Here is an 11,211-nt window from a genome sequence, read left to right on the forward strand (position 1 = left end):
GGCAGGGTCAGGCTTTTTGGCTTGGCCTCTGCGATATCAGCAAGGGCTTCGTCGATCAGGGCTGACAAGCCGGGTTGCAGTTTTTCGGCCTCGTCCGACTGGCCTGCCCAGAGGCGCGGCCATGCCGATGGACCAAGACTGTTGGGACGGGTCATCTCAAAATCTGAAAGCGTGACATGCATCCGCGCGAGACCTTCCCCCAGACCACGGCACTGGGCGGGAGTCGGCTTTTTCGGCGAGAGTCCATCAAGGAAAGACACGATCACCGCGGGCCGTCCCTCGAGCGTGCGGAGCGCTTTGCCGTCTTTCGCGAGGATGGGCTCCGGGCAGGGGAAGCCCTTGCCCGCCAGATGCTGTTTCAGGCCAATGAAATAGGGCAGGTCATCCGCATTCACCCGTTTTTCGAACAGGGTAAGAATGAACCGGCCCGTCGTGGTTTCGAGATAGTAGTTCGAATTCTCGACGCCTTCGGCAATGCCCTTGAAAGACAGGGCATTGCCGAGATTGTATTCGTCGAGAAACGCCGCCAGCGCGTCGTCTGAAACCTGAGTGTAAACAGCCATGAAGACCGATTAGGCGGTCTTGGCGACCATGTCACGCTGCAGCGTCTTCCCAGCCAGCAGATAGTGGATTGCTGCCCAGCCATAGATCGATGCGAAGATGATAATCGACCATTGCAGGCCGCGTGCGTCGGCGCTGGTACAGGCGGCAACCTGGTCGGCGCTGAGGCTTGCAGCTTCCTTGCAGAGGTCCAGTGTCAGACCGAGATCGGCACCCGACAGCATCATCGTCTTCAGCACTGTGGACAACAGACCGATCAGGGTGGGGCCAAGGCCGAGCCCGATCAGGTTGACGGCAAAGAGCGTGATGGCCACGGCGGTCGCCCGCGTGCGCGCATCCACGACGCCGGCTGAGACGGCATACATTGGCCCGAGATAAAAATAGTGCAGCATGGCGGCGGCCATGAGCGGTGGCAGCATCAGCGCGACCGACGGGCTGAGATAGCCGAGCCAGTAGAGCGGCACCGACAGGCCCATGCCGAGAGCAGGCATCCAGGACAGGGCCGTCGGGTAGCGTTTCGCGAGGCGATCAGCGAGGAAGCCAGACAGGAACACACCAATGGCAGCCATCAGGCCCAGCACCAGAGAGAAGATGAGGGCGGCTTGTGTGAGGGTCAGTTCATGCGTGCGCAGCAGGAAGGAGGTGGAGAAGGCCGCGATCCCGTATCCTGCAAATGAGGCGAGCGCTGCGCCAAAGACGACATGCACATAGGTCGGCTTCTTGCTGAGCTTCTTCAGTGCGGCGCCGAAGGATTCCCGTTCCGGCTTCGCAGCATTCGGCGGATCGGTGTAGCCGCGCGGCGGCTCCTTGACCGTGAGGCCGATGATCAGCGCGAACACCAGGCCGGGCAGGCCGACCGCAATGAACGCAATGCGCCAGCCTTCGAGGCTCTTCCAGTCGATCATGTCTGCGACCCAAGTCCAGCCCCATCCTTCCAGCAGGGCGTGGACATTCTCGCCCGTAACATAATCATTGATCGGGCCTGCGGCGAGACCGGCGCACATGCCACCAAGCGGCACGCCAAGCGCGTAGATTGAGGCGGCGGTCGCCCGACTACCGGGCTTGAAATAGTCGGCGATGACCGATTGCGCCGGCGGCGTACACCCGGCCTCACCAACTCCGACCAGAAGGCGGAAGGCGAACATGGTCGCGAAACTGACGGCAAATCCGCAAAGGACGGTCATCAGGCTCCACATCGTCAATGAGGCCACGATAATCATCATGCGGCTCGTCTTCTCCGAAAAACGGGCAATCGGAATACCGAGCGTGGTGTAGAACGTGGCGAATGCCAGACCCCCGAGCAGACCCATCTGCCAGTCTTCCAGACCAAGGCTGTTGCGGATCGGATCGGTCAGGATGCCGAAGATGGACCGATCAATGAAATTGAAGATGTAGACGATGAGCAGGGAGCCGAGCACATAGGCGCGATATCCCTTGGTGCGATAGCCGGTTTCAAAACCGGGTTTCTCGTCGAGCGCAGCGGTCGTGTCTGTCATTCTACTTGTGTCTTTCCGTCGCTGTGTTTCAGGAATTCATGTCGGCGGCTGGGGAATCGGGATTGTACCGATCCCTCATGAATGAACGCGAAGCCATGAAGTAGCAAAATGCGGCGACGATGAAGAACAAGACCGTCGCGGCCATGGAGTGGCGCAGGCCATTGGCATAGGCGCGGCAAAGCTCAGGGCCTTCCGCGCCGAGGGCAGCCGGGTCCGTGCCGCAGAGGCGCGGATTGAAGGCGTCCGCAAAGGCTGACAGGCCGGCTTTGCCGATTTCCTGTCCCATGAAGAAATCGCTCATCGCCCCGACAAAGAGCGGGCCAATGCCATTGCCGATCAGGCTGACAATCAGCAGCAGCACGGCAATCGTGGTGGCGCGCGACTGTGGGCTGACAATGGCCGTGCCGACCATGTACTGGCTGGAAAGATAGGCGTAGTGCATCGTGCCCGCGATGATCCACAGACCAAAGGCGATCTCGATGGTCGGGGCAAAGAAGGCGCCAACATAGGCGGGCACGGCAATCAGCAGGCCAACGCCCGGGAGCCATGCCGAGATCGTGGAGAAGCGGCCTGCGAGCTTTTCCGAGATGTACCCGCCGAGGAATGTGCCGAGAGCGGCAACTGCAGCCAGCGGCGCGCCATAGAGTACGGCAGCGTCGCGCACATCAATACCATGAACGCGCTGGAGGAAAGGCGCCTGGAAGCTGATCAGTCCATAGCCGACAAAGGCCACCAGAGCGGCGCCGAGCGATAGCCACCAGAATGTCGGCTTGGCAGAAAATTCACGGAAGGCATCAAAGAAAGGGGCCTTGCCATTGCCCTTTGCCGAGGGCGGGTCGGAATAGCCGCGGGGAGGTTCCTTGATGGTGAACATCAGGATGATCGCGATCAGCACGCCCGGCGCGCCGACAACCACAAACGCGATACGCCAGCCTTCCACGGTCGACCAGTCGAGATTACCAAACAAACCCCCAAGACCGAGCGAACCGATCCAGTTGCCGAAATCAGCCCCCTTGATGCCGGCAATCGTGCCGCCGAAGAGTTGCGCAAGCACGCCGCCAAGCGTGACGCCCATGGAATAGATGCCGAGCGCACCCGCGCGGCTTTTCGGGGGGTAATAGTCAGTGATCAAAGAGTTGGCGGGCGGTGTGCAGCCTGCTTCGCCGACGGCAACGCCGACGCGAAAGACGAGTAGCCAGATGAAGCCTGAAGCGACCCCGCAAAGCGCTGTCATGACGGACCAGACGATGATGCAGAGCGCAATGATCAATACGCGATTGGCGCGGTCAGCCCACATCGCGATCGGAATGCCCATAGCGGCATAGAACAATGCGAAGGGCGGCCCGGACAAGAGGCCCCATTGCGTGTCATTCAGCTGAAATGTGTTGATGATCGGCTGGGCAACAACCGAAATGAGCGTTCGGTCGATGAAGTTCAGCGTGTAGACCAGCATCAGGGCGATCAGCACATAGGTGCGATAGCCTTTTGAACCGAAGCCTGTGATGTGTCCGCCCGTGGCCGTTTGGCCAGCTGTCGTGTCGGTCATCCGCCGAAAATCCTCCCGAAAATACCGGGCGCGTCTTGGCGGCGCCTCTCTACATGTCCCCCTACGGTAATGACATGTGCAGGGGGCGCAAGGCCTTACTCTGCGACAGCGTGCGAGCAAGGCCTTGCGGAGGTCAAATTGCCACTACTGGCTCAGCGCCAACTGTACTTCCGACGCCGCAACGGCGAGGGCTGCAGCATCAGCGTCCATTGGGGCAGGGCGAAGCGCGGTCGGGTAGGCTTCAGCCAACAGGCCAAGCGCCGCGCGAATGGATTCTGCTGCATCGGAATTTTCGGCCGTGATGTCGCTTTCCGCTTGCGTAAAGGCGCGCTCGGCGGCCTGATAGAAGCCGTAGCCGTCCAGATACGTCTCGTAGAAATCAGAATCGAGCGACAGGCGATACATGTCGGATGCGCGATCGATCTGGTCGGAGGCGACATGGGCGCTGACCATGGCATCGGACATGTCGGTGGCGGGGGCGCTCTCGGCGGCTTTGTCGAGCGCGGCAAGGATCGCGTCCGTGCGGGCGTTGATCTGTTCCTGGCTTTCCCCGGCAAAGACCGCTGCAGACGTGTCTGTAAACAGGTCGGTAAAGTCGGCGACGCCTTGAGCTGCAAAGACCGGTTCCATGTCGAACAGGACTTCGGAGACCGGATGCGCGTACATTTCAGCCGCGGCGGTCGTTTCGCCTTTGGCGTAGGCGTCGCGCGCGGCCAGGACGTGGGCTGCAGCAATGGCCAGCGCGGCCTTGTAGACGACCGGGTCGGTATAAGCGGCGTCAATGGTCACACCGCCTTCGCCTTCACCGCCTTCAGTGGCCAGTGTGTTGGCTTCTGCGGTTGGATCCACTTCTGCAGGTGTTTCAGGCTGCGCGATCTCTGTGCCTGCCTCGTCGGCAGGGGCGGCAGGCTCACTGCAACCTGCAAGCGCGCCAGTCATCAGGACGGTGCCCAGACCAAGACTGGTCCACTGCTTCAGTTTGGTGTCAAAGGCCATGATATACTTCCTCTTTGCGTCGATCTGCTATAGCGCTGAATGACGCAAATGCAAATTATTCGCAAGTAGGCGCAACATGCTTTTGACCCTTTCCAACGTACTCGATGAGGCCGACCTGCGTGATGTCCGCGATCTGGTCGCAACACTCGGCTGGCGCGATGGCGCAGAAACGGCCGGTGGCATGGCCCGGGCGGTCAAGCGCAACCAGCAAGCAGATCTGACATCCCGTACCGGCGCTCAGGTTCGCCAGCTGCTGAAGGCCAAGGTGGAGCGACACCCTGTTCTGCGTGCGGCGGCCCAGCCACGCCAGTTCTCGAAACTGATTGTCAGCCGGACCGAGGAGGGCGGCGGATACGGTCATCATGTCGACAATCCATTCATGGGAGCAGGGGAGTCGCGCTTGCGCACCGACTTTTCTTTCACGCTCTTCCTGTCCGATCCGGGCGACTATGAGGGGGGCGAGCTGGAGATCGATCTGGCGGGGATGACCCAGTCCATCAAATTGGACGCGGGAGACATGGTGCTCTATCCATCGACCAGTTTGCACCGGGTTGCGCCGGTGACTTCCGGCAAGCGGCTCGTCTGTGTTGGCTGGATTGAGAGCAGCGTGCCAGATGCGGCGGTACGGGAGATCATCTTTGACCTTGAGAATCTGCGATCCAGCCTGTCGGGCAGGCTGGATCTTCAGTCTCCGGAAATGCTGGTTCTGTCGAAGAGTATTTCCAATCTGGTGCGCCGGTTCGGCCAGAGCTAAGTCATGGCAGTAAGGGTGTCGGGCAAGCCAGTTGCAGCTAGCAGGAAGCAGATGGCCGCAAGAATCGACCCGAAAGTGCGAACATGGTTCCACCCTGTCCAGACGGTACCGAACCTCTTCCAATAGATCGCGGCATCCGGCGAAGAAGGCGTAAGGCCGTCGAGATGTTTATTCATCGGAACGTTGCCGAACATGGTGACCCCGAGCACGGCCGTCATGTAGATCGCGGTTCCGATCAGTATCAGGATCTTTGGTGACCCTTCCAGGCTTTGCCAGGCATAAAGGGAGGCGGCGAGCATGATAGGTGCCAATGCCAACGTGATCGCCAGAAATGCCGAGCGAAACACTGTCCGGTTGATCTGTTGCATGGAGTCGATGCCGCCAGCTGGCGCGGCGCGGATGAGGCCGGCCATTACGAAATCGGAGAAGGCTTGAAACACACCGCCGACGAGGGCGGTAAAAAGACCGATGGTGAGGCAGGCATAGACAAAGAGATGGGTCGTCATGAGTTTGATTCCTTGGATGTGGCATGCCCGCCGAAGAGGATCAGTCACCTAGGGACATGCGGGGTGAGTGAGGCGGGCGTCACGCAGCGGCGCTCCAGAGCCCGGAGGCGGCGACTTCGTTCGCGAAGTCGGAAAAGTCCTTTGGCGGTCGGCCCAGGGCCCGTTCCACACCGTCACAGATTTGGGCATTGCGGCCATCGAGTATGGTGGAGAATAGGTAGTCGAGCAGCCAGATCATGTCTTCCGGAGCGCCAGCCTGGCGAAACCCTTGAAGAAATTCATTAGCAGGCACACGGACGAAACTGATCTTGCGGCCGATTGCGTGTGACAATTCGCTGGCCAGTTCGTCAAACGTCATCAGTCGGGGACCGGTCACTTCGTAGACTTCGCCAATATGTCCGGTCTCGGTGAGAGCAGCGACGGCCACGTCGGCAATATCCTCGGCATCCACGAACGGTTCCGGCACATGTCCAGCTGGCAGTGTGATGTCACCAGACAGGACCAGCGGCAGGAAATCGCCTTCGGAGAAATTCTGATTGAACCAGCTGGCGCGCACAATGGTCCAGTCGAGACCGCTTTCCTGCACGATGCGCTCGCAGGCCTGGGCGTCTGGCTCTCCGCGTCCAGACAGCAGGACGAGATGCTGCACGCCCTGCGCTTTTGCGCGTTCGACAAGGTGCCGGATCGCTTGCTTGGCGGCGGGCACGGCGAGGTCAGGCGTGTAGCTGATATATACCGCGCTCATGCCAGCCAGCACGGCGTCCCAGCCGGACGGCTCATCCCAATCGAAGGCGGGCGAGCCGGACCTTGATCCGACCCGGGTATCAATACCCCGCTCGCGCAAACGGCCGACAATCCGACGACCGGTCTTTCCGGTGCCACCCAATACGAGCACAGGCCCGCGATGCGTTGTCTGGTTATGAAGGTGCTGTGTCATGTTCAATCTCCTTTGCTTGACACGGTGTAAAGTTGACATGGCGTCAAGTGCCTATAGATTGACATCATGTCAAGTGAGAATCTCGAAACCCGCGAAAAAATCATGCGCGCTACATGGAAATTGCTGGAGGAATCTGGCGGGTCCGGCGTACGCATGAGCGATATCGCCAAGGCCGCGGGCATCAGCCGCCAGGCCGTCTATCTTCATTTCCCGACACGCGCGGACCTGCTGACCGGGACGGCGCGCTATATGGACGAAGTCCGAAACATAGACGAACGTCTTGCGGCGAGCCGTAAGGCCAAAGGAACGGACCGTCTGGATTTGTGGGTGGAGGCGTGGGGGAACTATATTCCGGAAATTCACGGAGTGGGGCGCGCCTTGATCGCCATGCGAGACACCGACGACGCCGCTGCGGCTGCCTGGAATGACCGAATGCAAGCCGTACGGCATGGATGTGAAGCCGCTGTGATGGCGCTCAAGTCCGCAGACCAGCTGATGCCCGACTATTCAGTCGAACAGGCAACGGATTTGCTCTGGGCGCTGTTGTCAGTCGAAGTGTGGGAAAAGCTGCGGTTCGAATGCGGATGGTCGCAGGCCGTCTATATTACGACTGTTCAGAAAATGGCGCGCGACAGTCTGGTGTCCTGATCAGATCAGTCCGGCTGATTTCAGGCTGGTGACGCCGCCCGTGCCGGCAATCAGATGATCGTGCACGGTGATGTCGAATGGATCGAGTGCATCAATGATCTCGCGGGTAATGTCGATGTCTGCGCGCGACGGTGTGGGGTCACCTGACGGATGATTGTGCACCAGAATGAGCGCTGATGCATGCAGCTCCAGCGCGCGGCGGGCGACCTCACGCGTATAGACGGGCGCATGGTCGACCGTGCCATGTCCCATGATTTCGTCGGCGATCAACTGGTTTTTCCGATCCAGGAACAGGATGCGGAACTGTTCGCGCTTTTCGTGCTGGAGTTCGGTGCGAACATAATCGATGAGCGCCGACCAGGAGGAAATGGCGGGCTTCTTCTGGATCGTCTCTCTGGACGCCCGGGCGTTGAGCTCCGCAATGGCCTTGAGATACGCCGCGACTGTCTCGCCGACACCGTTGACCTTGATGAGGTCGGATGTCGGCGCAGCGAGGATGGCCGACAGACTGCCAAAGCGGGCTTCCAAAGCTTTCGCGATGGGTTTGACATCCCGGCGCGGGATGAAGGCCATGAGCAAGACTTCGAGCACTTCGTAATTGCTCAGCGCGGTTGCGCCGCGCGTCAGCAGTTTGCCTCGCAATCGGTCGCGATGACCTTTCCAGTGGGGTTCTTCGGGGGACGTGCTCATTATGGTTGAAAAACCATGAAATGACGTTTCGATAAAGTGACTTAGATCACGTGGCCCCAGATTGAACTTGAGAATTGTGTGGTCGCGGATAGACTTCCCCCAGGGACAATCCGTGGGAGAATGAAACATGTTGAACAAAATCGCGCTTTGCAGCGCTGGCTTGCTGGCGCTGTCTGCTTGCATGACCCAGCCGAAAGACCATGACCATCGCGGTGCTTCAGCAGATCATGTTCACGCGCATCCCGACAAACTTGTCGTTGCGGGAGCAGGGGAGGCCATCGAGAACCCGTTCCATCCTGTCCGACTATTGCTGTCGTCCGAAGAATCGTCGGGCGATGTGACAGTATACGAATTTGAACTGCCTCCGCGCAGCCCTGGGTCACCGCCACATACCCATACGCGCGAGGATGAGTATTTCTACGTCGTGTCCGGTGCGCTCAGTGTCATGTCGGGCGACGAGATCCTGTCGCTTTATCCGGGCGACTTCGCTGCGTTGAACCGGGGCAACACGCACATGTTCTGGAATGGCAGCGATGAGACCACGAGGCTGATCATGACCACCACCGGTGGGTCTTTTGAAGGTTTCATGAATGATGCCGGTCCGCGCATTGCGGAGGCCAAGCCGGATTCAGCCGAAGCAGCAGGCGCTGTAATCGGCCAGCTTGCAGCCGAATACGGGATCACGATTGCGATGGAGAAGATGCCTCCGGAAGCCGCGCCAATCTATATGCCGCCGCCGCCCGAAGAATAGCGCCCGCTAAAGCTGGACCTTGTGAGGCTGGTGCCAACCTTTCGGGGATGTGCTGAAGATTTCAACACCATCCTCGGTCACGCCGACAGAATGTTCGTACTGCGCCGACAGCTGGCGGTCGCGAGTCACGGCCGTCCAGCCATCTGGCAGGATCGCAGCGTCCTTGCGGCCCAGGTTCAGCATCGGCTCGACCGTGAAGAACATGCCGGGCTTCAGTTCCGGGCCGGTATTGTAATCCGATGAGTGGACGACGTTTGGCTCGTCATGGAACAGGCGTCCCAGGCCGTGGCCGCAGAAGTCCTCTACGACCGACATGCGATTCAGCCTGGCAATTTCGGAGATCGCGCCGCCAATGTCGCCAAAGCGCTTGCCGGGGCGGATCTGCGCGATGCCGGCCATGAGCGCATCATAGGTCACATCCATCAGGCGCTCGGCCTTCCGCTTCACATTGCCGACGCCATACATGCGCGAATGGTCGCCATGCCAGCCATCAATGATCAGGGTGACGTCGATATTGGCGATATCGCCTTCCTTCAGCGGCTTGGCGCTGGGGATACCGTGACAGATGACATGGTTGAGTGAAATGCAACTGGCATGGCGGTAGCCGCGATAGCCGATCGTCGCGGAGGTTGCGCCATGATCCATGACGAATTCCCGCACCAGATTGTCGAGATGTTCGGTGGTCACGCCGGGCTTCACTTCCGGCACCAGCATATCGAGGCATTCGGCCACGAGACGTCCCGCCTTTCGCATACCTGCGAAGCCTTCGGCATCGTGAATGCGAATTTCGCCCGTGCGCATCGGCAGCAGGAGGGAAGTGTCAGTCATCAATCGGGGCCTTTCAGGGGCGGAAATACCTGTATCTGCCCCCTAGATAGCAATTTGCCCGGCTAAGTTCCACCTTCAGGCCTGCCAAACAGTATCAGACTCAGGCCCCATCCGTCTTGTCGCGCTTTTCAGCGGCCGCTTCGGCAGACTCTGCAGCGCGTTTCAGTTCTTCGCGCCGCTCGTCATCAAACCGTTCGGGCTCCTGGTAAATCTCGCGCGTGCCTTCCTCGCTGACCGCTTCCGCGGTGCGGGATTTCAGTCGGCCCCGGCTAACCCCCCAGATCAGGGCGATCAGCAAGAGCAGCGCGCCTACGCCATATAAGAGTTCCGGTGCCATGGGTCTTGATCCTCTGAAAGGGTTACTGGAGCTGGGTGCCAAGCGTGATGTCGATGGCGCCGAGGGCGACCGACATCGGGCAGCCGTTCTTGGCCTTGTCGGCGATGGCGTCAAAATCATCCTGTTCGATGCCTTCAACCACGGCCGTAAGCGTCAAGGCGCTGCGCGTGATTTCGAATCCGCCACCCTCTTTCGGCTCGACCGACACGATGCATTTCGTATCCAGATCGGTGGCAGGTGTTCCGTTCTCGGCCAGCAGGTGGGAGAGCTGCATGGTGAAACAGCCCGCATGTGCGGCGGCGAGCAATTCTTCCGGATTGGTACCCGACGTGCCGCTCTCATCTTCAAATCGCGCCTTGAAGGAGTAGGCGTGATCGGACAGCGCGCCGCTCTGCGTCGTGAGCGAGCCTTTGCCGTCCGCGAGGTTTCCGGACCAATGGGCGGTGGCATGACGTTTCATGGCGTGTCCTTTCAATCAATTGGGTATTGAAAAATGCAATGCGCGCAGACTCAATACGTTCCCGCTTGTCTCTCCTAAATGCATTGGTCATGGTCTGGTCCTGCGGGAAGAAAAGGAATGCGCGCAATGCTCAAATTGGAAGTCTGTCGTCGGTGTCTCACCGGGTTTGCCTTCGCCTTGACGGCGCTGTCTCTCGCGGCGCTGCCCGCAATGGCGGAACAGAATGAGGTAGCAGACTGGCCGCCTCTCGCTCCTGCCGGGCCCGCCAAGGCGTTCAGCTCGGATGGACTGCATGCGCTCGACGAACGCCTGCAAAAGTTCGTCTCGGACGAGCATGTCGTGGGCCTTCAGGCCCTGCTCGTCAAAGATGGTGAGGTTGCTCATTATGGTCAGTACGGTGTGAGGGATGTTGAAACATCGACACCCGTGCAACCGGGCACGCTGTACCGGATCTATTCCATGACGAAGCCGATCACGGGCGTTGCCCTGATGCAGCTCCATGAAGATGGCAAGTTTGACCTCGACGATCCGATCACAAAATACATCCCTGAATTTGAAGCGCTGAAAGTGCTGGTGGGCGAGCATGAAGACGGAACACCGATCCTGAAAGACCCATCGCGCCCCGCGACCATGCGGGAACTGATGAGTCACTCGGCCGGTTTCGCTTACGGCCTTGGTGGAGATGATTATGCCAATGCCCA

14 protein-coding genes are annotated in these 11,211 nt (G+C 59.6%); 4 read left to right on the plus strand and 10 right to left on the minus strand.

Translation table 11 applies throughout. From position 1 onward, the window contains the following. The 4 genes from B4F73_RS03540 to B4F73_RS03555 all read right to left on the minus strand — a co-directional run. Window positions 1–563, minus strand: a 563-nt coding sequence (locus B4F73_RS03540) for a phosphotransferase (protein ID WP_290482517.1), incomplete at its 3' end; no start/stop codon positions are given. Window positions 564–572: 9 nt separating this feature from the next. Continuing rightward, complete coding sequence (locus tag B4F73_RS03545) at window positions 573–2,057, minus strand: spinster family MFS transporter (RefSeq protein ID WP_290478608.1); 1,485 nt, start codon at window positions 2,055–2,057, stop codon at window positions 573–575. A 28-nt stretch (window positions 2,058–2,085) separates the two neighbouring features. Next, the gene (locus B4F73_RS03550; protein ID WP_206992241.1) at window positions 2,086–3,603 is read right to left on the minus strand and encodes a spinster family MFS transporter; all 1,518 of its coding nucleotides are present in this window, start codon (window positions 3,601–3,603) and stop codon (window positions 2,086–2,088) included. A gap of 144 nt (window positions 3,604–3,747) precedes the next feature. Further along, on the minus strand, window positions 3,748–4,599 hold the full coding sequence (locus tag B4F73_RS03555) for a hypothetical protein (RefSeq protein ID WP_290482518.1): 852 nt from the start codon (window positions 4,597–4,599) through the stop codon (window positions 3,748–3,750). Window positions 4,600–4,675: 76 nt separating this feature from the next. Between B4F73_RS03555 and B4F73_RS03560 the strand changes: the two genes are divergently transcribed. Further along, a complete protein-coding gene (locus B4F73_RS03560; RefSeq protein ID WP_206992243.1) occupies window positions 4,676–5,353 on the plus strand; it encodes a Fe2+-dependent dioxygenase in 678 nt (225 codons plus the stop codon). Here B4F73_RS03560 and B4F73_RS03565 read toward each other — a convergent pair. Both B4F73_RS03565 and B4F73_RS03570 read right to left on the minus strand, forming a co-directional pair. Continuing rightward, window positions 5,350–5,859 (minus strand): DUF1772 domain-containing protein, encoded by a 510-nt coding sequence (locus B4F73_RS03565; protein ID WP_290482519.1) that lies wholly within the window; start codon window positions 5,857–5,859, stop codon window positions 5,350–5,352. The genes B4F73_RS03560 and B4F73_RS03565 overlap by 4 nt on opposite strands. Before the next feature lie 79 nt (window positions 5,860–5,938). Further along, on the minus strand, window positions 5,939–6,796 hold the full coding sequence (locus B4F73_RS03570) for an NAD(P)H-binding protein (protein ID WP_290482520.1): 858 nt from the start codon (window positions 6,794–6,796) through the stop codon (window positions 5,939–5,941). A gap of 66 nt (window positions 6,797–6,862) precedes the next feature. Here B4F73_RS03570 and B4F73_RS03575 point away from each other — a divergent pair, with 66 nt between their 5' ends. Next, the gene (locus B4F73_RS03575; protein ID WP_290482521.1) at window positions 6,863–7,444 is read left to right on the plus strand and encodes a TetR/AcrR family transcriptional regulator; all 582 of its coding nucleotides are present in this window, start codon (window positions 6,863–6,865) and stop codon (window positions 7,442–7,444) included. Here B4F73_RS03575 and radC read toward each other — a convergent pair whose 3' ends face one another. Further along, a complete protein-coding gene (gene radC / locus B4F73_RS03580; RefSeq protein ID WP_290478613.1) occupies window positions 7,445–8,134 on the minus strand; it encodes a RadC family protein in 690 nt (229 codons plus the stop codon). It abuts the gene before it with no gap. 127 nt (window positions 8,135–8,261) lie between these two features. Between radC and B4F73_RS03585 the strand changes: the two genes are divergently transcribed. Continuing rightward, on the plus strand, window positions 8,262–8,885 hold the full coding sequence (locus B4F73_RS03585; protein ID WP_290478614.1) for a cupin domain-containing protein: 624 nt from the start codon (window positions 8,262–8,264) through the stop codon (window positions 8,883–8,885). 6 nt (window positions 8,886–8,891) lie between these two features. Here B4F73_RS03585 and map read toward each other — a convergent pair whose 3' ends face one another. The 3 genes from map to B4F73_RS03600 form a co-directional block, all read right to left on the minus strand. Then, the gene (map, locus tag B4F73_RS03590) at window positions 8,892–9,713 is read right to left on the minus strand and encodes a type I methionyl aminopeptidase (protein WP_034816611.1); all 822 of its coding nucleotides are present in this window, start codon (window positions 9,711–9,713) and stop codon (window positions 8,892–8,894) included. Window positions 9,714–9,813: 100 nt separating this feature from the next. Beyond that, entirely contained in the window at window positions 9,814–10,050 is a 237-nt protein-coding gene (locus B4F73_RS03595) for a hypothetical protein (protein WP_290481682.1), read from the minus strand. A gap of 22 nt (window positions 10,051–10,072) precedes the next feature. Then, window positions 10,073–10,510 (minus strand): OsmC family protein, encoded by a 438-nt coding sequence (locus tag B4F73_RS03600; RefSeq protein ID WP_290482522.1) that lies wholly within the window; start codon window positions 10,508–10,510, stop codon window positions 10,073–10,075. A gap of 126 nt (window positions 10,511–10,636) precedes the next feature. On the opposite strand from B4F73_RS03600, the gene B4F73_RS03605 reads away from it, so the two are divergent. Then, window positions 10,637–11,211: serine hydrolase domain-containing protein (locus tag B4F73_RS03605; RefSeq protein WP_290482523.1), on the plus strand; the 575-nt coding region annotated here is incomplete at its 3' end.

Source organism: Hyphomonas sp. UBA3601 (genome assembly GCF_002375605.1).
Taxonomy (GTDB): domain Bacteria; phylum Pseudomonadota; class Alphaproteobacteria; order Caulobacterales; family Hyphomonadaceae; genus Hyphomonas.

Bases quoted from the DNA above. Each gene is read 5' to 3' on its own strand.
- B4F73_RS03560 (WP_206992243.1), top strand. From the start codon at position 4,676: ATGCTTTTGACCCTTTCCAACGTACTCGATGAGGCCGACCTGCGTGAT.
- B4F73_RS03545 (WP_290478608.1), bottom strand. From the start codon at position 2,057: ATGACAGACACGACCGCTGCGCTCGACGAGAAACCCGGTTTTGAAACC.
- map (WP_034816611.1), bottom strand. From the start codon at position 9,713: ATGACTGACACTTCCCTCCTGCTGCCGATGCGCACGGGCGAAATTCGC.
- B4F73_RS03555 (WP_290482518.1), bottom strand. From the start codon at position 4,599: ATGGCCTTTGACACCAAACTGAAGCAGTGGACCAGTCTTGGTCTGGGC.
- B4F73_RS03575 (WP_290482521.1), top strand. From the start codon at position 6,863: ATGTCAAGTGAGAATCTCGAAACCCGCGAAAAAATCATGCGCGCTACA.
- B4F73_RS03585 (WP_290478614.1), top strand. From the start codon at position 8,262: ATGTTGAACAAAATCGCGCTTTGCAGCGCTGGCTTGCTGGCGCTGTCT.
- radC (WP_290478613.1), bottom strand. From the start codon at position 8,134: ATGAGCACGTCCCCCGAAGAACCCCACTGGAAAGGTCATCGCGACCGA.
- B4F73_RS03550 (WP_206992241.1), bottom strand. From the start codon at position 3,603: ATGACCGACACGACAGCTGGCCAAACGGCCACGGGCGGACACATCACA.
- B4F73_RS03565 (WP_290482519.1), bottom strand. From the start codon at position 5,859: ATGACGACCCATCTCTTTGTCTATGCCTGCCTCACCATCGGTCTTTTT.
- B4F73_RS03600 (WP_290482522.1), bottom strand. From the start codon at position 10,510: ATGAAACGTCATGCCACCGCCCATTGGTCCGGAAACCTCGCGGACGGC.
- B4F73_RS03570 (WP_290482520.1), bottom strand. From the start codon at position 6,796: ATGACACAGCACCTTCATAACCAGACAACGCATCGCGGGCCTGTGCTC.
- B4F73_RS03595 (WP_290481682.1), bottom strand. From the start codon at position 10,050: ATGGCACCGGAACTCTTATATGGCGTAGGCGCGCTGCTCTTGCTGATC.